The organism is Rhizobium sp. AN6A (genome assembly GCF_900215635.1).
GTDB classification, from domain to species: domain Bacteria; phylum Pseudomonadota; class Alphaproteobacteria; order Rhizobiales; family Rhizobiaceae; genus Agrobacterium; species Agrobacterium tumefaciens.
Window position 1 is genome coordinate 1,450,274 of sequence record NZ_OCNC01000003.1, and the last position, 21,419, is coordinate 1,471,692.

22 protein-coding genes and 1 pseudogene are annotated in these 21,419 nt (G+C 59.2%); 14 read left to right on the plus strand and 9 right to left on the minus strand.

Features of this window, described 5'->3' with window-relative positions:
• Positions 1 to 55: 55 nt before the first annotated feature.
• The 5 genes from CRO62_RS10580 (at position 56) to CRO62_RS10600 (ending at position 4,967) form a co-directional block, all read left to right on the plus strand.
• A complete protein-coding gene (locus tag CRO62_RS10580; protein WP_097100121.1) occupies positions 56 to 958 on the plus strand; it encodes a carbohydrate ABC transporter permease in 903 nt (300 codons plus the stop codon).
• Complete coding sequence (locus CRO62_RS10585) at positions 951 to 1,892, plus strand: carbohydrate ABC transporter permease (RefSeq protein WP_097100122.1); 942 nt, start codon at positions 951 to 953, stop codon at positions 1,890 to 1,892. Before CRO62_RS10580 ends, CRO62_RS10585 begins: the two co-directional genes overlap by 8 nt.
• A gap of 5 nt (positions 1,893 to 1,897) precedes the next feature.
• The gene (locus tag CRO62_RS10590; RefSeq protein WP_097100123.1) at positions 1,898 to 2,986 is read left to right on the plus strand and encodes an ABC transporter ATP-binding protein; all 1,089 of its coding nucleotides are present in this window, start codon (positions 1,898 to 1,900) and stop codon (positions 2,984 to 2,986) included.
• 61 nt (positions 2,987 to 3,047) lie between these two features.
• Positions 3,048 to 3,812, plus strand: a complete 765-nt coding sequence (locus CRO62_RS10595; protein ID WP_097100124.1) for a sugar phosphate isomerase/epimerase family protein — start codon at positions 3,048 to 3,050, stop codon at positions 3,810 to 3,812.
• 21 nt (positions 3,813 to 3,833) lie between these two features.
• Positions 3,834 to 4,967 (plus strand): Gfo/Idh/MocA family protein, encoded by a 1,134-nt coding sequence (locus tag CRO62_RS10600; RefSeq protein ID WP_003510945.1) that lies wholly within the window; start codon positions 3,834 to 3,836, stop codon positions 4,965 to 4,967.
• 250 nt (positions 4,968 to 5,217) lie between these two features.
• Here the strand turns inward: CRO62_RS10600 and CRO62_RS27190 are convergent, their stop codons facing one another.
• A complete protein-coding gene (locus tag CRO62_RS27190; RefSeq protein WP_003510942.1) occupies positions 5,218 to 5,355 on the minus strand; it encodes a hypothetical protein in 138 nt (45 codons plus the stop codon).
• Between the two features lie 225 nt (positions 5,356 to 5,580).
• On the opposite strand from CRO62_RS27190, the gene queC reads away from it, so the two are divergent.
• From queC to queE, 3 genes are read left to right on the plus strand one after another with little or no spacing between them, the layout of a single operon-like run.
• Positions 5,581 to 6,291, plus strand: coding sequence for a 7-cyano-7-deazaguanine synthase QueC (queC, locus tag CRO62_RS10605; RefSeq protein WP_003510940.1), 711 nt, complete (start codon positions 5,581 to 5,583; stop codon positions 6,289 to 6,291).
• Positions 6,291 to 6,647: a 6-carboxytetrahydropterin synthase QueD gene (queD, locus tag CRO62_RS10610; protein ID WP_097100125.1), complete on the plus strand. Its 357-nt coding sequence runs from the start codon at positions 6,291 to 6,293 to the stop codon at positions 6,645 to 6,647. Before queC ends, queD begins: the two co-directional genes overlap by 1 nt.
• Positions 6,644 to 7,399 (plus strand): 7-carboxy-7-deazaguanine synthase QueE, encoded by a 756-nt coding sequence (gene queE, locus CRO62_RS10615; RefSeq protein ID WP_097100126.1) that lies wholly within the window; start codon positions 6,644 to 6,646, stop codon positions 7,397 to 7,399. The genes queD and queE overlap by 4 nt, the downstream gene beginning before the upstream one ends.
• Before the next feature lie 102 nt (positions 7,400 to 7,501).
• Here queE and CRO62_RS10620 read toward each other — a convergent pair whose 3' ends face one another.
• From CRO62_RS10620 to CRO62_RS10645, 6 genes and pseudogenes are all read right to left on the minus strand, one after another.
• Positions 7,502 to 8,551, minus strand: a complete 1,050-nt coding sequence (locus tag CRO62_RS10620) for a Gfo/Idh/MocA family protein (RefSeq protein WP_097100127.1) — start codon at positions 8,549 to 8,551, stop codon at positions 7,502 to 7,504.
• Positions 8,552 to 8,557: 6 nt separating this feature from the next.
• Entirely contained in the window at positions 8,558 to 9,343 is a 786-nt protein-coding gene (locus tag CRO62_RS10625) for a ThuA domain-containing protein (RefSeq protein ID WP_097100128.1), read from the minus strand.
• Positions 9,344 to 9,399: 56 nt separating this feature from the next.
• Entirely contained in the window at positions 9,400 to 10,428 is a 1,029-nt protein-coding gene (locus tag CRO62_RS10630) for an ABC transporter ATP-binding protein (RefSeq protein ID WP_013761592.1), read from the minus strand.
• A gap of 10 nt (positions 10,429 to 10,438) precedes the next feature.
• A pseudogene (locus CRO62_RS10635) lies at positions 10,439 to 11,273 on the minus strand (carbohydrate ABC transporter permease).
• Positions 11,270 to 12,244, minus strand: a complete 975-nt coding sequence (locus CRO62_RS10640; protein ID WP_097100129.1) for a carbohydrate ABC transporter permease — start codon at positions 12,242 to 12,244, stop codon at positions 11,270 to 11,272. Before CRO62_RS10640 ends, CRO62_RS10635 begins: the two are co-directional and overlap by 4 nt.
• Before the next feature lie 64 nt (positions 12,245 to 12,308).
• Positions 12,309 to 13,574: an ABC transporter substrate-binding protein gene (locus CRO62_RS10645; protein ID WP_003510925.1), complete on the minus strand. Its 1,266-nt coding sequence runs from the start codon at positions 13,572 to 13,574 to the stop codon at positions 12,309 to 12,311.
• Positions 13,575 to 13,842: 268 nt separating this feature from the next.
• Between CRO62_RS10645 and CRO62_RS10650 the strand changes: the two genes are divergently transcribed.
• Positions 13,843 to 14,856 (plus strand): substrate-binding domain-containing protein, encoded by a 1,014-nt coding sequence (locus CRO62_RS10650; protein ID WP_003510924.1) that lies wholly within the window; start codon positions 13,843 to 13,845, stop codon positions 14,854 to 14,856.
• 173 nt (positions 14,857 to 15,029) lie between these two features.
• A complete protein-coding gene (locus tag CRO62_RS10655; RefSeq protein WP_003510923.1) occupies positions 15,030 to 15,227 on the plus strand; it encodes a hypothetical protein in 198 nt (65 codons plus the stop codon).
• A 392-nt stretch (positions 15,228 to 15,619) separates the two neighbouring features.
• Here the strand turns inward: CRO62_RS10655 and CRO62_RS10665 are convergent, their stop codons facing one another.
• Positions 15,620 to 16,195: a DNA-3-methyladenine glycosylase gene (locus CRO62_RS10665; RefSeq protein WP_097100467.1), complete on the minus strand. Its 576-nt coding sequence runs from the start codon at positions 16,193 to 16,195 to the stop codon at positions 15,620 to 15,622.
• A gap of 97 nt (positions 16,196 to 16,292) precedes the next feature.
• Here CRO62_RS10665 and CRO62_RS27195 point away from each other — a divergent pair, with 97 nt between their 5' ends.
• The 4 genes from CRO62_RS27195 (at position 16,293) to CRO62_RS10685 (ending at position 19,475) form a co-directional block, all read left to right on the plus strand.
• Entirely contained in the window at positions 16,293 to 16,676 is a 384-nt protein-coding gene (locus CRO62_RS27195) for a hypothetical protein (RefSeq protein ID WP_179784495.1), read from the plus strand.
• Positions 16,673 to 17,458 carry an SDR family oxidoreductase gene (locus CRO62_RS10675; protein ID WP_097100130.1) on the plus strand — a complete coding sequence of 262 codons (786 nt, stop codon included), beginning with the start codon at positions 16,673 to 16,675 and terminating at the stop codon, positions 17,456 to 17,458. The genes CRO62_RS27195 and CRO62_RS10675 overlap by 4 nt, the downstream gene beginning before the upstream one ends.
• 156 nt (positions 17,459 to 17,614) lie before the next feature.
• Complete coding sequence (locus CRO62_RS10680) at positions 17,615 to 18,670, plus strand: L,D-transpeptidase family protein (protein WP_179784496.1); 1,056 nt, start codon at positions 17,615 to 17,617, stop codon at positions 18,668 to 18,670.
• Between the two features lie 19 nt (positions 18,671 to 18,689).
• Positions 18,690 to 19,475 carry a L,D-transpeptidase gene (locus tag CRO62_RS10685; RefSeq protein ID WP_035251547.1) on the plus strand — a complete coding sequence of 262 codons (786 nt, stop codon included), beginning with the start codon at positions 18,690 to 18,692 and terminating at the stop codon, positions 19,473 to 19,475.
• Positions 19,476 to 19,586: 111 nt separating this feature from the next.
• Here CRO62_RS10685 and CRO62_RS10690 read toward each other — a convergent pair whose 3' ends face one another.
• A complete protein-coding gene (locus CRO62_RS10690) occupies positions 19,587 to 21,407 on the minus strand; it encodes a methyl-accepting chemotaxis protein (RefSeq protein ID WP_097100131.1) in 1,821 nt (606 codons plus the stop codon).
• Positions 21,408 to 21,419 lie beyond the last annotated feature (12 nt).

The following is a 21,419-nucleotide window of genomic DNA, read 5'->3' on the forward strand; positions in this document are numbered from 1 at the left end:
GAGGTCTTTGCGACTTTGCCTGGCTATCAACGGCAACGTTACAGGAGGGTCATCCATGGCGGGTCTAGCGCGCTCCGGCCGCCCCAACCAGCTTTTCCGCAATCTCAATTCGAAGATTGCTTCCATTCCCATGATATTGACCGCCGTCGTGATTTTTCTCGGCGGAACGGTCTGGACGGTGATTTACTCATTCACCAATTCCAAGCTTCTGCCACGTGCAAGCTTCATCGGTTTCGACCAGTATGAGCGGTTGTGGGCCGCGCCGCGCTGGATCATTTCCATCCAGAATCTGGCGATCTACGGAATTCTCTCGCTGATCTTCAGTCTGGTGATCGGCTTCGTGCTGGCGGCGCTGATGGATCAAAAGATCCGTTTCGAGAACACCTTCCGCACCATCTTCCTTTATCCCTTTGCTCTGTCGTTCATCGTTACCGGCCTTGTCTGGCAATGGCTGTTGAACCCGGAATTCGGCATTCAGTCCGTGGTCCGCTCGATGGGGTGGGAAAGCTTCACCTTCGATCCGCTTTATAATTCCGAGATCGTTATCTACGGCATCCTGATCGCGGCGCTCTGGCAGGGCACGGGGCTCGTCATGTGCCTCATGCTGGCCGGTCTTCGCGGCATAGACGAGGATATCTGGAAGGCGACGCGCGTCGACGGCATTCCGATGTGGAAGACTTATATCCTCATCATCATTCCCATGATGCGGCCGGTCTTCATCACCACGCTCGTCATTATCGCGAGCGGCATCGTAAAGGTTTACGATCTGGTGGTGGCGCAGACCAGTGGCGGACCGGGCATCGCATCCGAAGTGCCGGCGAAATATGTCTATGACTACATGTTCCAGGCGCAGAACCTGGGGCAGGGCTTCGCCGCATCCACCATGATGCTTCTGACCGTCGCCATCATCGTCGTTCCATGGGCGTACCTCGAATTCGGAGGCAAGAAGCGTGGCTAATATCAGCACATTGAACACGGTCGCCGCCGCAACCGATGCGGTTGCCACCGACCTTTCCGGTCCCCGCGGCAAGAAGCCGAAAAAAACGTTTTCCCGCCGTAACATCATTCTCTATGGCACTCTGTTTGTCGCTGCCGCCTATTACCTGCTGCCGCTTTACGTGATGGTCGTCACCTCTCTGAAGGGCATGCCGGAAATACGGCTCGGCAACATTTTCGCGCCGCCGGTGGAAATCACCTTCGAACCCTGGGTGAAAGCCTGGGCGAATGCCTGCACCGGGCTGAACTGCGACGGGCTTTCACGCGGCTTCTGGAACTCGGTACGCATCCTCATACCGTCGGTCGTTATCTCGATCATCGTGGCTTCCGTCAGCGGTTACGCCATCGCGAACTGGAAGTTCAGGGGTTCGGAACTGTTCTTCTCGATCCTCATCATCGGTGCCTTCATCCCCTATCAGGTGATGATCTACCCGATCGTCATCGTGCTGCGCGAATTGGGCATTTATGGCACGCTGACCGGCCTCGTGATCGTGCACACGATTTTCGGCATGCCGATCCTGACACTACTCTTCCGCAACTATTTTGCGTCGCTGCCGGAGGAATTGTTCAAGGCGGCACGTATTGATGGCGCCAATTTCTGGCAGATCTATTTTCGCATCATGCTGCCCATGTCGCTGCCGATCTTCGTCGTGGCGATGATCCTGCAGGTCACCGGCATCTGGAACGACTTCCTGTTCGGCGTCGTGTTCACGCGGCCGGAATATTACCCGATGACGGTGCAGCTCAATAATATCGTCAACTCCGTGCAGGGCGTGAAGGAATACAACGTCAACATGGCCGCAACCCTTCTCACCGGGGCCGTGCCGTTGATCGTTTATTTCGTGTCCGGCAGGCTTTTCGTCCGTGGCATCGCCGCAGGCGCAGTAAAAGGTTGAGTTATATGAACAAAAGCGTTTCCATTCGCGATCTTTCCCTGTCCTTCGGTGCCGTTACCGTCCTGAAAGACCTCAATCTCGATATTTACGACGGCGAGTTCCTCGTGCTGCTCGGCTCTTCCGGCTGCGGCAAGTCGACACTTCTCAATTGCATTGCGGGTCTTCTGGAGCCAACCGACGGGCAAATCTTCATCAAGGACCGCAACGTTACCTGGGAGGAGCCGAAGGATCGTGGCATCGGCATGGTGTTCCAGTCCTATGCGCTCTATCCGCAGATGACGGTGGAGAAGAATCTCTCCTTCGGCCTTCAGGTCGCCAAGGTTCCGAAAGAGGAAATCGACCGGCGCGTCAAACGGGCGGCGGGCATATTGCAGATCGAACCACTCCTGAAGCGCAAACCCGCCGAGCTTTCCGGCGGCCAGCGCCAGCGCGTGGCGATCGGCCGGGCGCTGGTGCGCGATGTGGATGTGTTCCTGTTCGATGAACCGCTTTCCAACCTTGACGCCAAGCTGCGCTCGGAACTGCGCGTCGAGATCAAGCGGCTGCACCAGGCGCTGAAAAACACCATGATCTACGTGACGCACGACCAGATCGAGGCGCTGACGCTGGCGGATCGTATCGCCATCATGAAAAGCGGCGTCATCCAGCAGCTGGCCGATCCCGTCACCATCTACAACAAGCCAAGGAACCTCTTCGTCGCGGGCTTCATCGGTTCGCCCTCGATGAATTTCCTGCGTGGTGAATTGATCGAGAAGGACGGCAAGGTGGTCTTCACCACCAACAGCGTCACCTTTTCGCTGGACGGTTATCAGCCGGAGACGCCGCTTGTCGCCGGTCGTGCCGTGGTTCTCGGTGTGCGTCCCGAACATGTGCGCGTCGATGCCGACATCGTCAGCGGCGAGGTGCATGAGGCGATCGTTGATATCGAGGAGCCGATGGGCGCCGACAATCTGATCTGGCTCAAACATGCCGGTCATACCCTGTCCGTGCGCGTTGGCGGCCACAGGCGGTTTGCGCCGGGCACCCGGGTTCGCCTCGGCCTGGACCTCACCATGGCCTCGCTGTTCGACGCGCAGAGCGAAGAGCGGCTTTAGGAAGGGCCCCGATTTTACCCCCAACACAATCCCAAGCACCCACATCTCTATGGAGGAGATAATGACAGAACTCGGTTTCCAGCTTTACAGCGCCCGCAATTTCCAGCCGTTTTCCAATATTTTGAAGAAGCTTTCGGCGGCCGGTTACAAACAGGTCGAAGGTTACGGCGCCATGTATGCCTCGCTTGATGACGCCGGGTTGAACAGCCTGCGCTCCGAACTCGATGCCAATGGTCTCGCCATGCCGACCGGCCATTTCGGCCTCGACCTTCTTGAGGGTGATCCGAAAAAGGCCCTGAACATCGCCAAGGTTCTGGGCGTGGAGGCGATTTATTGCCCTTACCTGATGCCCGACCAGCGCCCGGCGGACGCGGCTGGATGGTTCGCCTTCGGCAAGCGCCTGCAGGAAGCGGGTAAACCATTCGTGGATGCCGGGCTGACCTTCGGCTGGCACAACCACGATTTCGAGTTCAAGGTACTCCCGGACGGCTCCACCCCGCAGGAGCAGATTTTTGCCGGCGGACCGGACCTGAAATGGGAGGCGGATATCGCCTGGATTATCAGAGGCAATGCCGATCCGCTCGCCTGGATCGAAAGCTACGGCAAGCGCATCACCGCCGTGCACGTGAAGGACATCGCACCATCAGGCGAAAATACGGATGAGGACGGCTGGGCGGATGTCGGCCACGGCACAGTGGACTGGAAGGCCCTCGTGGCAGCACTGAAGGCAAAATCCGCCACGAAACATTTCGTGGTCGAACACGACAATCCCAAGGACATCGATCGGCTGATCACTCGCTCCATCGCATCCTTCAAAACCTATTGAGCATCAATCCGGAGTTTCATCATGCAAAGGGAACTGGGCGTCGGCATCATCGGGTGCGGCAACATCTCGTCTGCTTACTTTTCGCTGGCACCGCTCTTCAAGGGCATCAAGGTGCTGGCCTGCGCCGACCTTAACCGCAATGCGGCGGAATTGAGGGCAGAAGAATTTGGTGTCACGGCGCAGTCGATCGAGGAACTGCTCGCCAACAAGGACATCGACGTGGTGGTGAACCTCACCATTCCCGCCGCGCATTTTCCCGTGTCGAAAGCGGCACTCGAGGCGGGTAAACACGTCTATTCGGAAAAGCCGCTGGTGCTTTCGCTGGAGGAAGGCGAGGAGTTGCGGCGCATCGCCCGCGAGAAGAACCTTTCCGTCGGCTGCGCGCCTGATACTTTCCTTGGCGGCGCGCACCAGCTTGCCCGGCAATATATCGACGAGGGCAAGGTCGGGCGCATCACCTCCGGCACCTGCCATGTGATGAGCCCCGGCATGGAGATGTGGCACCCCAATCCGGGCTTCTTCTTCCTGAAGGGGGGCGGGCCGATCCTCGATCTTGGCCCCTATTATGTGGCGAACCTCATCAACCTCATCGGCCCGGTCAAGCGCGTTGGCGCACTGACATCAATGGCCAACCCCACCCGAACGGTGACCAGCCAGCCGCTGAACGGCGAGATCATCCCGGTAGAAACGCCTACCAACATCCATGCGCTTCTGGAATTCGTGAACGGAGCAACGATCACACTTTCGGCCAGCTGGGATGTGTGGTCGCATCGCCACGCCAATATGGAACTTTACGGCACGGAAGGATCGATCTACGTGCCGGACCCGAACTTCTTCGGCGGTGTGGTGGAGGCGAGCGGACGCGACAAGAATATCCAGCCGCTGGAAGACTGGGCGCATCCCTTCGGCATTGCCAACCAGGAAAGCCCGAATGGCCCGCGCGCCAATTATCGCACGGCAGGCCTGGCCGATATGGCGATTGCTATCCTTGAAGGCCGCGATGCACGCTGCTCGCTGGATCGCTCCCTGCATGGCATCGACGTGATGACCTCCATCCTCAAATCCGGAGAAGAAGGCCGCTTCATCGAGATGACGACGACCTGTACGCAGCCGGCCGCACTCGGCATCGAGGAGGCGCAGGCGCTGCTGCGCTGAGCCCGGTCTATCGAAAAAAAAGAGCCCGGCGCACTGCCGTTTTGCCGGGCTCTTTCCGCTCCGCCGCATCATGGCGAGCTTCGTGTCTCAAAAGGCGATGAAAAAACCAAGCCAGCGTGCGACGGTCGTAACCATCCAGATCAGGAAAACGAACGGGGCGATCGCTATCGTGGCGACGAGCGTCGCCGAGGCCACGAAAAGTAAGACTGCAAGATTGCGCCTGAGCCCTGGGCGCCTGTTGCCGAGTGCCTTATCCATGACGCACGGTGGCCATCAGCCCACGAATGGTAAGGGTGACATAAAGCGTGCCTGCCAACGCCATCAAAATGCCGGAGCCGATGGAGCTGAGATCGCTTAGCGAAAAGAGGAACATAGAACCGGCCGCCATCGGCAATACCCTTCAAGAACTGCAACGTTCGATCCGTTCTAGATCAAGCCGGTTTCCCGCTTATGTCGCGATTGTTTCGTCTTGTTGCTGCGGCGGGGCAATTTCGTGGATTGCGCGGAATTTCCGCTATTTCCGCAAAGCCCTTCACAATCGCTTCGCTTTGGTTTAAAGCCGCCCCCGTAATCCGGTCGCAGCCCACCCGGTCAAAACAAGGGATCCCAACGTATGAAAACCATCGTCATCTGCTCCGGCGGATTGGACTCCGTTTCGCTTGCGCACAAAATCGCGGCGGAACATGAACTTCTCGCTCTCGTCTCCTTCGATTACGGCCAGCGCCACAAGAAGGAGCTGGATTTCGCAGCCGACTGCGCAAAACGTCTCGGCGTGCCGCATCATCTCATCGACATCACAACCATCGGCGCGCATCTCACCGGTTCCGCGCTGACGGACGATATCGACGTGCCGGACGGACATTATGCGGAAGAGACCATGCGCTCCACGGTGGTGCCGAACCGCAACGCCATTATGCTCACCATCGCCTTCGGCCTTGCCGCCGCCCAGCAGGCGGATGCGGTGGCGATCGCGGTGCATGGCGGCGACCATTTCATCTATCCCGATTGCCGGCCGGGCTTCATCGACAGCTTTAATGCCATGCAGGCGCATGCGCTGGAAGGCTACGCCGACGTCACCTTGTTTGCGCCTTATGTCACCGTCTCCAAAGCGGCGATTGTGACTGACGCGGTGAAATACGGCACTCCATTTGGCGAAACCTGGTCCTGTTACAAGGGCGGTTCTCGCCATTGTGGCCGTTGCGGCACCTGCGTGGAGCGGCGCGAGGCCTTCCATCTGGCAGGTGTTACCGATCCGACGGACTATGAGGACCCCGATTTCTGGGTGGCGGCCACCCATGCCTATGCGGCACAGGAGGTGCGTTGATGTTTCGCATCACCAAGGAGTTCCATTTCTCCGCTTCTCACCAGCTGAAAAGCCTGCCCGACGACCATCAGTGCGCCCGCCTGCACGGGCATAATTACATCGTTGAGGTCGAACTATCAGGCGAAGAGCTGAACGAGCACGGTTTCGTGCGTGATTACCACGAACTCGCGCCGCTGAAGCGCTACATCGACGATCATTTCGATCATCGCCACCTGAACGACGTTCTCGGCCATGACCGGGTGACAGCAGAATATCTGGCGAAGCACTTTTACGATTGGTGCAAAACGAGCCTGCCGGAAACCAGCGCCGTGCGAGTGAGCGAAACCGCCAAGACCTGGGCGGAATACCGGCCATGACGGCGGCTGCACAGAAAGTTGCAGCGAAGGAAACAGCGATCCGCATCAGCGAAATCTTCGGCCCGACCATTCAGGGCGAGGGTTTGCTGATTGGTCTGCCTACCGTTTTCGTTCGCACTGGTGGCTGCGATTACCGCTGCTCCTGGTGCGATACGCTGCATGCCGTCGACAGCGAGTATCGCGACACATGGAAACCAATGTCCGTCGAGGCGATCTGGCAGGAGGTGCGACGGCTTTCCGGCGGTGTGCCGCTGACGGTGTCGCTTTCGGGCGGCAATCCCGCCATCCAGCCCCTTGGGCAACTAATCGCGAAGGGGCAGGGCGAGGGCTATAGGTTCGCGCTGGAAACGCAGGGCAGCATCGCAAAAGACTGGTTTGGCGATCTCGATCATCTGGTGCTGAGCCCAAAGCCACCATCGAGCGGCATGGAAACCGACTGGCAGGCCTTTGAAGACTGTCTTGCCGCCGCCGGCAATCGACCGCAGGTGGCGCTGAAGATCGTGGTGTTTGACGATGCGGACTATGCTTATGCCAAGGCTGCATCAGCCCGTTTCCCGCATTTGCCGATTTACCTCCAGCCAGGCAACCACACGCCGCCGCCGCCTGATGACGACGACGCGCGTGTGGATATCGATGGGATCATGGATCGCATGTTGTGGCTGGTAGACAAGGTCAGCGAAGACCGTTGGTTTTCCGCCCGCGTGCTGCCGCAGTTGCATGTGCTCTTGTGGGGGAATAGGCGAGGCGTTTGAGGTAGTACCTCCGTCATGCCGGGCTAGGTTCGGGATGACGGAAGATAACAGTACACGCTGCAGTATTGGAAGCGGCGGCTTACGCCGCCGCGCCCTTGCAATTCAAGCCGAGACAGCCAGTTCCCGCCGTTCGCGGTCGGCGATGATCGAGAGATCAAGCACCTTCTGCAAATTCGCGGCGTGGCGGAAGTCCGGGTCAGCAATGCCGCCTTCCATGACGGCCTTGGCGAATTTTTCGTAATTCGTCGCCACTGGCTCCACATCGATTGTCTTCCAGATCGCCTTCTCCACATCGTCGCCGATGCAGGCCCGCAGGCTGGAATAGTCAGGCGTGTGGATCACCTCCAGCGCGCCCTTGTCGCCATGAATGCGCAGGCGCAGTTCGTTGAGATGGCCCGTTGCCCAGCGGCTGGCGTGAATGACGCCCATGGCGCCGTTTTCCAACTCGGCGGTCATGGTGAAGCTGTCATTGGCGTCGAGATCGTAGGCGCCGATCTTGTTGCCTTCATATTTGTCGAAGGTCTTCAGGCGCGTGAAGATGCGCTCCACATCGCTGCCCGCGCCATAGGAGGCGAAGTCCAGAATGTGGATGCCGACATCACCCAGAACACCGTTTGAGCCGTGCTTGGTGGAAAGCCGCCACAGCCACTTGCTCTCCGTCATCCAGTCGCCCCAGGCCTTGGAAACGAGCCAGCTCTGGAGATAGGAGGCTTCCAGATGGCGCACCTTGCCGATCTTGCCGGCAAGCACCATTTCGCGTGCCGCCTGCAAGGGGGCGACATTGCGATAGGTGAGGTTGACCATGGCCACGAGGCCCGCTTTTTCTGCGGCATCGGCCATTTCGGCGGCCTTGGCGTAGTTTTCCGCCAGCGGCTTTTCGCAAAAAACATGTTTGCCCGCCGCCAGAAGCTTGAGGCTGGTCGGGTGGTGGATGGCATCCGGCGTGACGTTTGCCGCCGCGTCGAACTCGCCCCAGGCAATCGCGTCATCCAGCGAGGTAAAGGAGAGCGGAATGTTGTGGCGAAGCGCAAAGCCCCGCACCACCACATCGTCCACATCCACCGCAGCCACCAGTTCGACGCCGGGGATTTGCGAGAAATATGTGGCATGGTTGTTGGCCATGCCGCCGGTTCCGAGAATGAGAAGTCTCATGGCTGTTTACCTGTAACCTGCTTCGCCTGCCTTGTGCAGCTTGGGGCCGCGTTCTTCGATCGGCTCCAGCGCCTTGTCGACGGGAACGTTGGGGGCGTCATGAATGCTTTTCAGTGCGCCGACCGGATTATAGGCCCATTTCACCGAATTGCTGATGACCTTCTGTACATTGGCGTCGTGATAGGTCGGATAAGTCTCGTGGCCGGGGCGGAAATAGAAGATGTTGCCAGCGCCGCGGCGCCAGGTGAGGCCTGAACGGAAGACTTCGCCGCCCTGGAACCAGGAGATGAAGACGGTTTCCAGCGGCTCCGGCACGGAGAACTGCTCGCCATACATCTCTTCGTTTTCCAGCTCGAAATGCTCGGGCAGGCCGGCTGCGATCGGGTGGCGCGGATTGATCGTCCACAGGCGTTCGCGTTCGCCCGCCTCACGCCATTTCAGCGCGCAGGGCGTGCCCATCAGTCGCTTGAAAGGCTTGGAGAAGTGGCCGGAATGCAGGACGATGAGGCCCATGCCTTCCCAGACACGCTTGGCAACGCGCTCGACGATCTCATCCTGAACCGCACCGTGGTCCTTGTGGCCCCACCAGACCAGAACGTCGGTCTTGTCCAGACGCTTCTGCGAAAGGCCGTGTTCGGGTTCCTGAAGCGTGGCGGTGGTGGCGCTGATCTCGGGGTTGGTATTCAGCGCATCGGCAATGGTGTTGTGCATGCCATCAGGGTAGAGCGAACGCACCGTTTCGTTGATGTGTTCGTGGATATTTTCGCCCCATACAACGGTGTTGATGGTCATTTTCTTGCTCCTTGGTGAAAGCCGGAAGCTTGGGTGATCCGGCGAAAGTTAACTGTTCAGGCGGCGCCGCGCACGGGATTGCGGGCAAGGGCCTGGCCCTGCGCGTCGAAGCGGTGGATCTGTGCCGCATCCGGCACGAGAACGATTTTTTCTCCCGGCTTGCGGTCGGTCACGCCTTCCTCACGAACGACGATGGGTTCGCCAGCACCAATCTCGACATAGATGTAGCTGTCCGATCCCAGCATTTCCGAATGGATGATTTCGCCGTTCCAGCCGGTCTCACCGGCACCGATCGCAAGGTGTTCGGGGCGGATGCCGATGGTCGCGGCACCTTCGACTTCCGCATATTTGCCGGCGAGGAAGTTCATCTTCGGCGAGCCGATGAAGCCGGCAACGAAGGTGTTGACCGGGCTTTCGTAAAGCTCGAGCGGCGTGCCAATCTGTTCGACGCGGCCATCGCGCAGAACGCAGATGCGGTCGGCAAGCGTCATGGCTTCCACCTGGTCGTGGGTGACGTAGATCATCGTCGTGTCATGCATCTCCCGGTGCAGCTTGGCGATTTCGAGACGGGTTGCGACGCGAAGCGCCGCATCGAGGTTGGAGAGCGGTTCGTCGAACAGGAACACCTTCGGATCACGCACGATGGCACGGCCGATGGCGACACGCTGGCGCTGGCCGCCGGAAAGCTGCTTCGGCAGGCGTTCCAGATAGGGCGTGAGCTGCAGCATTTCCGCTGCCGCCTCTACACGCTTGCGGCGCTGTTCCTTGTCGGCGCCAGAGAGTTTCATGCCGAAGGCCATGTTTTCGAATACGGTCATATGCGGATAAAGCGCATAGGACTGGAAGACCATGGCGACGCCACGCTTGGCGGGTGGCAGACGGTTGACGGCCTCTCCGTCAAAGGAGAGCGTGCCGCCGGTGATTTCCTCCAGCCCGCAGATGAGGCGTAGCAGCGTGGACTTGCCGCAGCCGGAAGGGCCGACGAAAACCATGAACTCGCCGGAGCGGATGTCCATGTCGATGCCCTTGATGACATCGAAGGCGCCGAAGGATTTGCGAAGATTGCGCAGTTGAATGGTGGTCATAAGTTTTCTCCTAGCCTTTGACGCCGCCGGCGGTGAGGCCGGAAATGATGCGTCGCTGGAAGATAAGAACGAGGACGACGAGCGGGGCGGTGACGATGACGGAGGCCGCCATGATCGTTCCCCAGGGGATTTCAAACTGCGAACCGCCCGAAAGAAGTGCGATGGCGACCGGAACCGTGCGCTGTTCGTTCGATGAGGTGAAGGTGAGCGCGAAGAGGAACTCGTTCCAAGCCGCAATGAAGGCGAGAAGCCCTGTGGTGACGAGCGCCGGCCACATCAGCGGCATGAAAACCTGGGTGATGATGACCCATGGCGTTGCGCCATCGACGATTGCCGCTTCCTCGATTTCGATCGGCAGGTCGCGCATGAATGTCGTCAGCACCCAGACAGTGAAGGGCAGGGTAAAGATCATGTAGGAAAAGATCAGCGCGAGCGGCGTGTTGAAGATGCCAGCCCAGCGGATAAGTTCGAACAGGCCCGGCCAGAACGGCGATCTGCGGAAACATCGAAACCGAGAGGATGGTGAGCAGAAGCAGCGAGCGGCCCCGGAAACGGACACGGGCCAGCGCATAGGACGCCGTTACCGCAAGGAACAGCGACAGTACGACGACTGAAGATGCAACGAACAGCGAATTGCCGAGATTGCGCAGGAACGTGCCGTTGCCGATGACGAAGTTGTAATTGGTCAACGAGAATTCACGCGGCCAGTAGTTCACCTGGAACAGCGCCGAGCCGGATTTCAGGCTGGTCAGTATCGCGTAATAGAACGGGAATACCGAAATCACCATGATGACGGCGACCAGCGCATAAAAGGCGGTGGTTTTCAGGATGCTTGGCAGGGTCATCGCGAAGCTCCATCTGTGTTGACGCGCCCGAGCCACATATAAACGACTGTTATCGAGGCGATGATGAGGAACAGCATGGTGGAAGCGGCTGCGCCATAGGCGAACTTGTCGAAATCGAACAGGTTCTCACGCGCCAGCACCGACATCGTGCGGGTCTGGGCGTTATTCGGCGTCAGAATATAGATGAGGTCGAAGACGCGCATCGCATCCAGCATGCGGAAGATGACGGCAACCATGAGCGCTGGCCGGATCATCGGCAGGGTGACGCGGAAGAATACCTTGACGGGGTGGATGCCGTCCACCTTCGCCGCCTCGTACATGTCCTTCGGCACCATTTGCAGGCCGGCGAGAATGAGCAGCGCCATGAAGGGCGTCGTCTTCCAGATATCGACAATCAGCACGGCGACCATTGCAGTGTCCGGATTGGCTGTCCATGCGATCTTGTGGGAGATCAGCCCGAGATTGAGGAACAGGTCGTTCAAGATACCGAACTGGTCGTTCAGCATCCACGCCCACATCTGCGCCGAGACGATGGTGGGAATGGCCCATGGAACGAGGATGGCGGCGCGCACGAGGCCGCGTCCCTTGAATTCCGCGTTCAGCACCAGCGCAACGATAAGGCCGAGAACGGTTTCGAAGCTGACCGAAAGAATGGTGAATTTCAGCGTGTTCAGAACCGCGCCCCACCAGGCGGGATCCGCCAGCAGGCCGCGATAGATGGTGCGGCCGCTGCTGAGCGTGATCCAGGTGAGGTAGTTCTTGAAGCCGACGAATTGTGCGCCGTCGAGATTGGTCAGCGACGCGTCGGTGAGGCTGAACCAGACGGTGCGCACCAGCGGCCAGCCGGCCACCGTCGCAAGCACCAGAAACGTGGGGGCAAGGAACAGCCATGCGGATTTCAGGCGTTCCGACTGAAGATCGGAGCCGGTGCCGGATGCCGCGACCGGTCTTTGAAGGGCGGTATCGTTCATGGGGATATCTCGCAGTTGGGGTGTGGGAAACGCTCAGGCGAGACCGTTTCCCACACAAGCCGGATTACCAGCCGTTGCCTTTGAGATCGGTGAGTTCGACTTCAAGGAGCTCAAGGTTTTCCGCCGCCGTGCCGTTGCCGGAGAGCGTGTTGTGCACGGCACCCCAGAATTTGGCCGAAACCTCGTTGTATTTCACCTTTGCCGAGGCGGAGGGGCGTGGAACGGCGGTCTGGAAAATCGGCTTCCATGTCGGCATGAAAGGCTGTGCGTCCGCGACATCCTTGTCGTCGTAAAGCGAGGCAATCGTAGGCATGTTGGAAAGCTGGATCGCACGCATCTTCTGGGTATCCTTCGATGCGAGGAACTTCACGAGCTGGATGGCAGCTTCCTGATCGTCGGAATATTTCGAAACGGCGAGGTTCCAGCCGCCGAGCGTTGAGGCGGGTGCCGCACCCTCTTCACCGGCCGGCAGCGGCGTGACGCCGAATTTGCCCTTGATGGCGCTGTCGGCACCGTTTCCAAGCGCATAGGCATAGGGCCAGTTGCGCATGAAGACGGAATTGCCGGTCTGCCAGACGCCGCGTGCTTCCTCTTCCTTATAGGCAAGCACGCCCTGCGGCGCGATGGTGCCGACCCAGCCCTTGGCGGCTTCAATCGCGGCTGCGGCTTTCTCGTTGTTGATGGAGATGTCGCCGTTGGTCTCAACGATATGGCCGCCACCGGCAGACGCAATCCATTCCAGAGCGTTGCAGGTCAGGCCCTCATAGGCGCTGCCCTGGAAGACAAAGCCCCACAGGTCTTTCTGCCCGGCTGTGCGCTCCTTGTCCTGAATTTCCTTGGCGGTCTCGCCCAGTTCCTTCCAGGTTTTGGGCGGCTGTTTGCCGTATTTTTCAAGAAGGTCCTTGCGGTAGAATAGTGCGGGCGCGTCGGTGAACATCGGCATGGCGACAAGCTTGCCGTCCACGGTCTGCGACGCCACGATGGAGGGGAAATGATCGCCGATGACATCCTTCGTCGCTTCGGTCAGGTCCACGAATTGGTCGGAGAGCTGCGGTGCCCAGATCACGTCCGTCTGGTAGACGTCGACATCCTTGTTACCCGCGGCAAGCCATAGCCGGTACTGGCTGAACTGCTCACTGGACGATGACGGCATGGTGACGAGATTGACCTTGTGGCCGGTCTCTTTTTCGAAGGCGGCGATCCGCTCCTTGAAAAATGCAATGTTCTTGCCGGTCGAGTTGGCGGCGATGGAAAGTTCGGCCGCCTGCGCGGAAACTGCCGCAGACAGCACGCTGCCACACAGCAACAAAGTCTTCATGGAAATATTCATTGTCAAACTCCTCCGTTGACGCTTCCAATCATCCTCAAAATTGAAAGCGCTTTTGACTGGTGTGAAGTTCGCAAAAGCCGACAAATCTGTCAATACTCTTTCTTATGGCGTGGAAATTAGGCATCTTCGGATGTTGTTACGTAGGGTTTGCCTTTCGAAATGGCGAACTGTAAGGTTTCAGGTGGGAATAAATTGAAAGCGATTTCAATTTTTGTCCGCTTGAAAAATCTGCGGCGGCAACGCATGCAGGAGCAAATTGGCAGAAAACATGAAGCTCAAGGAATTCGCAGAAAAGGTCGGGCTGTCGCCCACAACCGTCAGCCGCGCGCTTGGCGGCTATCCCGAGGTGCGTGAAGAAACGCGCCAGCGGGTGATGGATGCTGCGCTGAAATACGGCTATCGGCCCAATGCCAACGCGGTCAGGCTGGCAACAGGCAGGGCCGGCGCGATCGGTGTCGTGATGGGCCGTTCGGGCGGCGGGCATTTCTTTTCGGAATTCATGGGCGGCATGGCGACGCGGCTTGAAGGCGAAGAGACCGATATTCTCGTCAGCGTCACCGTCGACAATAACATTGAGGAAGAGCTGGCGATTTTCAGCCGGCTGGCCTCGAGCGGACGGGTGGATGGCATAATCGTGCATTCGCCGCGTCCGGAGGACGAGCGCATCGCGCTGCTCAATCGCCTGGGCGTGCCTTTTATCGTGCATGGCCGCTCGAAGACGGCGTTCGAGCACGCCTGGCTCGATATCGACAATCATGATGTGACGTATCGTCCGACAATCCATTTTCTGGAACGTGGCCACCGTCGCATCGCGATGATCAACGGCCCGACAGGCCGTACATTCGTGCAGGACCGCGAACAGGGTTTTCGCGATGCGCTGGCGACCCATGGCATCACGCCTGATCCGCGCCTCATGATGAGCGAGCATTTCAGCGAAGATGCCGCCTTCCGTTTCGCCCGCTCGCTGCTGGAGCAGACGCCGCGCCCGACCGCCTTCGTCGCCGGCGCGATGATGACGGCGCAGGGCGTCTATCGCGCGGCAACCCAGCTGGGATTGGTGATCGGCAAGGACGTATCCGTCATCGCCCATGACGACGTGTTTCCTTACCTCACTCCGGAAAGCATGATGCCGCCGCTTTCCACCACCCGCTCGCCCATGCGCATGGCTGGCATGCGGGTTACGGACCTGCTTCTGCAGATCGTCGGCGGCCGTCCCGTCCGCGAGGTTCAGGAATTGTGGCCGGTCGAACTGATCTTGCGGGAATCGGTCGGTCCAGCCTGAGCTCGTCGCCATAGCTCACTGATTCCATTCCATTTTGTGAACGTCAATTGATTGCCGTTCGTCTTTCATCGCCTATACGGCAGCATCATCTCGTGTATAATCGAAGCTGCACAGGCCTTTTGGAACAGGACCTGGGCCAGCGCGTTGAGGGGACGTGTTGAAGGAGGTGACCGATGTTTGAATTTTTAAAGCCGCAACAACAGACTGTGATCGATGACGTGGAGGCAACCGGTACCTATGCCGATGCGCTGCTCAACGTACCCAGCCCGGAACTGACCCGTTCCACCGCTCGCGAACACGGACATGAGGCCCACTCCCGCGACTATTGCGAAAACCGCGATATTTCCCGCAGCTCGCTCGGTTTCGCCTGAGCCCTCGCAAAAGCTTCCCAAAAAAACGGAACTGACCGGCGTTTTCCTGCGTTTGCCCTGTACAATCCGCAGGGCGGCGCAATGAAACCGAAGGGACCTGACCGGCATTTGACCGATGGGCGAATTGGGTGTTGCGCCGCCTGACGAGGGGCGGCGCTCTCGCGTTGTCCCAGCAAATGAAAACGCATTTCGATTCCGCATTGGACGAAGCGTTTATATCAGGAGTTGCAATGCCAACTGTTCCCGTTGAACCCTATCCAGACCCGCCAATGCCGGTGCCGCCACAGCCGGATATACCGCCGGTCAAAGAGCCAGAGCCCGACAGGCTGCCGGACGAGGCGCCAACCCCCAATCCAGATGAAAACGACGGACCGCCGAAGGTCTTGTAGGTTTCAGGCCTGTTCGAATTTCTTGCTGAGGAAGGCCGAGCCTTCAAGCCCGAAGCGCCACGGATAATCCTGCGCGCGGCTTATGCCGATGCGTCTGCCGCTGGTAACGGCAGCGGCCTCCTTTGGCAGACGGAGGAAAAACGGCGGGCGATCCAGCGGTTCTCCGTCCATTTCTCCGGTGATGGCCAAGGCCTGACAAAGCCTGCCGGGGCCGGAACATAACAGTTTTAGTTTGTCAGTTCCTCGCCGCAGTTTCATCATGTCTATGCCGGTAAGGGGTTCGATGGCGCGCAGAAGCACGGCGGAGCCCGGAGCGCATACGAAATTTGCGCACCAGTGAATGCCATAGGACCGGTAGACATAGAGATGGCCGGCCGGGCCGAACATCGCCTTGGTGCGTGGGGTCTGCCCATTGAAACTATGGGATGCCGGATCATCAGGATGATAGGCTTCGGTTTCCACGATGATGCCGCCGGTATTGCCGACGCGGAATTCCACGCCGATGAGGGCGCGGGCAACGTCAACGGGATCGCGCTGAAAGAAGCGCTCCTGCATTTCCGGGCCCAAGGCCTGATCCATCTGGAACCCCTTCTGCTCTGCCATCGTTGTGAATTCAGGTTTCAGTGTGTTGTCGCATCGGATTACGCCGATGCTTTTTCAAATCGGAGGGCATGTCATGCAACTTTCTACGACCTATGTAAAACGGGATAACGGAGTGATTTCCGTGGAATTTGTCGGCAGCGACGGCGATCAGGTCTCGGTCCGCCTTGCCGACGGTCTTGATGGCGTCGACGATGCGGAGGCCATCAAACGCGCGAGCGCGGTGATGGTTCAGCTGACGGCATTCGGAACGCGTCAAGGTGCCGATGCGCCGTCGCAGTTTTCCGCTCTCGGCACCGCGCAGGATGAAGCCCCGCACGGTCAGGCGAGCGCCCGCACATCGAAGGATCGTGACATTCTTGAAGAGGAACTGGAAGAGGGGCTGGAAGACAGTTTTCCGGCGAGCGACCCCGTCTCGGCAACGGTCACCTCGATCGCGTCGAGAAAAGGAGGGCTGTGACATTGGCCAATGGTAAAGTCGCCCTCGTCACCGGCGCTGGCTCCGGCATCGGCCGGGCTGCTGCCCTTCATCTGGCTGCGGAAGGCTTTTCCGTAGGCCTTCTCGGCCGTACCGAATCTGAACTGCAGGCGGTGGAAAATGAGATATCCGCCTTAGCCGGCGCTTCTAAGGTCCTCGTCGCCGATGTGGCGGAAGAGGCAGCGATGCGACACTCAGTTGCAGAGCTTGCGGATGCTTTCGGCCGTCTGGATGTCGTGGTGGCCAATGCGGGCGTCAACGGCGTCTGGGCGCCGATTGACGAGCTGACGCCTTCGGAGTGGGACGATACGATCCGCATCAACCTGCGAGGCACCTATCTCACTATCCATGCCAGTGTGCCGCATCTGAAGGCGGCGGGTGGCGGCTCCATCGTTATCGTCTCTTCCATCAACGGCACACGCACTTTCAACTCGCCGGGCGCTACTGCCTATTCGGTGACGAAGGCCGGGCAGCTTGCCATGGCCCAGCAACTGGCGCTGGAGCTCGGGCGTCATCGCATCCGTGTCAACGCGGTGTGTCCGGGCGAAATTGAAACGGCGATTGACGAAAATACCGACATACGCGGGCGCGACAGGACCGAAGTGCCAGTCCGTTTTCCGGCGGGTGACATTCCTGTCACCGGCGGGGTTGCAGGGACGAGCGAGGATGTTGCTGCGTTGATCGGTTTTCTGGCATCCGACCAGTCGCGCCATATCACCGGAACGCCGGTATGGATCGATGGCGGGCAGGGGCTTCTTCGGTAGCGGCAGTTCCATCACAGGCTTGTGTGCGTATGATTAACGAATGGGTAACGTCTGTTCACGAGACTTTGTCCTTGCGGGAGGTTGCCGCCATATGGCCACCTTCGCTAGTTAAGCCTCTGCCGCAAAGGCGGGCAAATCGGGCGGGCAGAACGATCCATGGGTATGAATGCATTGCTGAACTTCGCAAGTGCGAGGCTGCTGCGCAAGGTAAAAGCGGGAATGAGAATAGCTGCGGTCGTCGCGATCGGCGGCGGTCTCGCCGCGTGCACCTCCATGGGTCTCGACAGCGTCAAAAAGGACCCGCCGAAGCTGTCATCCAAGATGATGGCGCAGATGTCTGCCAAGAGCATGCGCCCGGAAAGCCCGGTTCTCGTTCGCATTTTCAAGCAGGAAAGCGAGCTTGAGGTCTGGAAGATCGACAAGACCGGTAACTATGCGCTGCTCAAGACCTATCCCATGTGCCGCTGGTCCGGAAAACTTGGCCCGAAGATGAAGACGGGCGACCGGCAGGCGCCGGAAGGATTTTATCATGTCTCTGCAGGCATGCTGAACCCCAATTCGCAATATTACGTCTCCTTCAATCTTGGCTATCCCAACCGGCTGGAATCGGCGCTTGGTTACACCGGCGAAGCGTTGATGGTGCATGGCGCCTGTTCTTCGTCAGGCTGTTACGCGATGACCGATCAACAGGTCGGCGAGATTTATGCGGTGGTGGCGCGCGCTTTGCAGGGCGGGCAGGACCGCTTTCAGGTTCAGGCCTATCCCTTCCGCATGAGCGCGCGGAACATGGTAGCGAATCGGGACGATCCCAATATGCCCTTCTGGAAGACGCTCAAGGAAGGCTATGACTATTTCGAGGTGACGCGCCGCCAGCCAAAGGTTTCCGTTTGCGGCCGGCGATACGTTTTTAACAGCGAATTTGCCGGCGGTGAGCCTGCCGATCCGCTGGCGGTCTGCCCACCTGCGATAAACCAGCCGGATCCGCTGGTGGCGTCGAAACTGGCCGAAGAGCAACAGAAATTTGCCGCCGCGATGAACGAGGGAACTTCTGCCCCGGTCAGCGCGTATGTAGACGGCGGCATGCACCCGAGCTTCCGTGCCATCCTGAAATCCAGTGGCGCAAAGGCCATGGCATCGCAGGTCTCCGGCACGAAGTACCCTATAAGCCGCCCCGAGGCGGCGCTGGCAGATCCCTTTGCCAGCGTAAGATGACGCAAATGAGGTTTTTCAATTGAACGACACGACAACGACCCGGCGAGGTTTCCTGCTTGGAGCGGGCGGATTGGCGCTTGCTGGCCTTGCGGGCTGCAACACCACCGCGCGTGAGGCTACACGGCCAACCGCCCCCGCCGACGACCCGATGTATGCCCTGATGTACGGTCCGAAGCCCGACGAGCAGTTTCCGTTGCCGGAAATTCCCTACAAGCGCATCCCGCGCCAGTTCCTGCGGCAAATGGTGGAAAACCCCACCGGTGAGCGTCCCGGCATCATCGTGGTCGATACCGCCAACCATTTCCTTTATCTCACCTACGAGAACAACCAGGCCATGCGTTACGGCGTCGGTCTCGGCCGCGCGGGCTTCGAATGGGCCGGACGCGGCGTCATCCAGTACAAGCGTCAATGGCCGCGCTGGACCCCTCCCGACGAGATGATTGCCCGCCAGCCTGAGCTGGAACCCTATAGCGGCCGCAACGGCGGCATGGAGCCGGGCCTCAAGAACCCGCTCGGTGCGCGTGCACTTTATATCTTCAAGGACGGCAAGGACACGATCTACCGTCTGCACGGCTCGCCGGAATGGTGGACGATCGGCAAGTCGGTTTCCTCCGGCTGCGTGCGTCTGCTGAACCAGGATATTGTCGACCTCTATAACCGTGTGCCCGATGGTACGCCGATTGTGGTCACGGCGCTCGGGCCGGCACAGCAGGGTGTTCCTATCGGGCAGGCGGGCGTGCCCGTGGCGCAGTATGGCGGCGGCGTGGTCGGCGACGGCCTGTCGCAGCCAATGCAGACCTATTGATAGACAAAATTTCCAGCCGCCTGATAAGGCGGCTGGAAATGGCTGGTGAATGAAGGCGCAATCACAGCGCTTCGATAACTGCTGCTGCCGGCTCGATTTACGGCAGCGACCTCAGGCCACGCGACGGGTAACGTCGCGGCTACCGGCACTCTCCATCTCCAGACGGAACCGCGATACAAGCGAGCGCAGCTTTGCCGTTTCGGCGGCGAGCATTGCAGAAGCCGCAGTGGACTGCTCCACCATGGCCGCATTTTGCTGGGTGGCGTGATCCATGGAGTTTACCGCCGCGTTGATTTCGGCAAGACCGGTCGATTGTTCGGTCGCCGATGTGGCGATGGCGTTCATATGGCGATCGATGCCGGCGATACGCTCGCCGATATCCTTCAGCGCCGTGCCGGTGTCGAGAACCAGTTTCACGCCGCTTTCCACTTCCGCCGAGGATTGCCGGATATGATCGCGGATTTCGCTTGCGGCCTTTGCTGCGCGCTGGGCGAGATCGCGCACTTCCTGCGCGACTACGGCAAATCCCTTGCCGGCTTCACCGGCGCGCGCTGCTTCCACGCCTGCATTCAACGCCAGAAGATTTGTCTGGAAGGCGATCTCGTCTATGGCGCCGACGATGCCGGTGATCTGCCGGGACGAGGTTTCGATACGGCGCATCGCCTCTTCCGCATGGCTGACAACCTCCACAGATTTCAAGGCGCTGTGGTTGGCATCGGTGGCGGCGAGCCGCGCTTCGGCGGCACGCTTGTTGGCGTTTGAAACATTGACCGTGATTTCATCGAGCGCTGCTGCGGTCTGTTCCAGGGACGCTGCCTGATTTTCCGTGCGGCGGGAAAGATCGCCGGCACCTGCGGCGATTTCCCGGCTGCTGCCGTCAATCGTGCTGATGCCATCGGAAATGGCGAACAGCGTTTCGCCGAGTTGACGCACTGAGCTGTTGAAATCGTGACGCAAGGCCTCGAATTGAGGGGCAAAGGCCTGATCGAGCTGAAACGCCAGATCGCCCGATGCCAGCCGCTTCAGTCCTGTCGCAAGACCGGAAGTGGCGATGCGCAGCCGCTCAGACGCATCGTCCTCCGCTTGCTGCCGCGCGGCCGCCTGATCGGCTTCTGCCTGCAGTCTGGCTGCTGCGGCCTGTTCTTCGAGCGCCCGATTGGCAATCGCCGCCTGCCGGAATATTTCGACCGCGCCGGACATGGAGCCGATCTCGTCCTTCCGGTCGATGCCTGAAGGTGGCTGTGACGTGTCGCCGCTGGCAAGGATTTCCATCGTCTTCGACAGGCGCAGGATTGGACCCGTTACCGTTTTGCGGGTGAGGATAAAGAGGCCTACGCAGAAGAGTGTCGCCAGAACCAGCAGCCCTTTTAATACGAGCTCGATTACCGCTTTCGTCTCCTGGCTTTCCGCGACAGTTGCTTCGGAAAGCGCGTCGATCTGTTCGCTCGCCGTTTCCATCGCGGTTTCGAGAGTGGTGAACTGGCGCATGAAGTCCGGAATCATTTTTGTCGCTGCGCCCGGATCGGAGTTGACGAGGCCAACCACCGTCTTGGCGCTTTCAAGATAGGACTGAAGCGGCTTTTCAACGCTATCGATGACGGCCTTGGCGTTCGTGCCTTCGGTAAGCGCCTTGTTTAGCTTCATTGCTTCAAGGAAAGTGGCTTCATGTTCGGCAAGGTCGGCCTTTACCGCGTCGAACGACAGGCCCATCGTATCATTCGTGGAAAGAATGGCTGCCAGCACGTCTGAGCGCAGCGCATCGTGCATCATGTCGGCACGCATATGATTGTGAAGTATCTCCGCGGACCGCGATACATCCGTACTATTGCGATTGAGCGTATTCGTCGCCCAGATACCGACCCCCGCCGCGCTTCCGGTGATGGAAAATATTGCAATGCTTGCCAATATAATCTTTTTCTGAATCGACGCCATGAGGCCATTCCC

Coding starts and splice junctions, on each gene's coding strand:
- CRO62_RS10580 (WP_097100121.1), top strand. CDS start 56: ATGGCGGGTCTAGCGCGCTCCGGCCGCCCCAACCAGCTTTTCCGCAAT.
- CRO62_RS10590 (WP_097100123.1), top strand. CDS start 1,898: ATGAACAAAAGCGTTTCCATTCGCGATCTTTCCCTGTCCTTCGGTGCC.
- CRO62_RS10595 (WP_097100124.1), top strand. CDS start 3,048: ATGACAGAACTCGGTTTCCAGCTTTACAGCGCCCGCAATTTCCAGCCG.
- CRO62_RS10600 (WP_003510945.1), top strand. CDS start 3,834: ATGCAAAGGGAACTGGGCGTCGGCATCATCGGGTGCGGCAACATCTCG.
- CRO62_RS27190 (WP_003510942.1), bottom strand. CDS start 5,355: ATGGCGGCCGGTTCTATGTTCCTCTTTTCGCTAAGCGATCTCAGCTCC.
- queC (WP_003510940.1), top strand. CDS start 5,581: ATGAAAACCATCGTCATCTGCTCCGGCGGATTGGACTCCGTTTCGCTT.
- queD (WP_097100125.1), top strand. CDS start 6,291: ATGTTTCGCATCACCAAGGAGTTCCATTTCTCCGCTTCTCACCAGCTG.
- queE (WP_097100126.1), top strand. CDS start 6,644: ATGACGGCGGCTGCACAGAAAGTTGCAGCGAAGGAAACAGCGATCCGC.
- CRO62_RS10620 (WP_097100127.1), bottom strand. CDS start 8,551: ATGAGACTTCTCATTCTCGGAACCGGCGGCATGGCCAACAACCATGCC.
- CRO62_RS10625 (WP_097100128.1), bottom strand. CDS start 9,343: ATGACCATCAACACCGTTGTATGGGGCGAAAATATCCACGAACACATC.
- CRO62_RS10630 (WP_013761592.1), bottom strand. CDS start 10,428: ATGACCACCATTCAACTGCGCAATCTTCGCAAATCCTTCGGCGCCTTC.
- CRO62_RS10640 (WP_097100129.1), bottom strand. CDS start 12,244: ATGAACGATACCGCCCTTCAAAGACCGGTCGCGGCATCCGGCACCGGC.
- CRO62_RS10645 (WP_003510925.1), bottom strand. CDS start 13,574: ATGAATATTTCCATGAAGACTTTGTTGCTGTGTGGCAGCGTGCTGTCT.
- CRO62_RS10650 (WP_003510924.1), top strand. CDS start 13,843: ATGAAGCTCAAGGAATTCGCAGAAAAGGTCGGGCTGTCGCCCACAACC.
- CRO62_RS10655 (WP_003510923.1), top strand. CDS start 15,030: ATGTTTGAATTTTTAAAGCCGCAACAACAGACTGTGATCGATGACGTG.
- CRO62_RS10665 (WP_097100467.1), bottom strand. CDS start 16,195: ATGGATCAGGCCTTGGGCCCGGAAATGCAGGAGCGCTTCTTTCAGCGC.
- CRO62_RS27195 (WP_179784495.1), top strand. CDS start 16,293: ATGCAACTTTCTACGACCTATGTAAAACGGGATAACGGAGTGATTTCC.
- CRO62_RS10680 (WP_179784496.1), top strand. CDS start 17,615: ATGGGTATGAATGCATTGCTGAACTTCGCAAGTGCGAGGCTGCTGCGC.
- CRO62_RS10690 (WP_097100131.1), bottom strand. CDS start 21,407: ATGGCGTCGATTCAGAAAAAGATTATATTGGCAAGCATTGCAATATTT.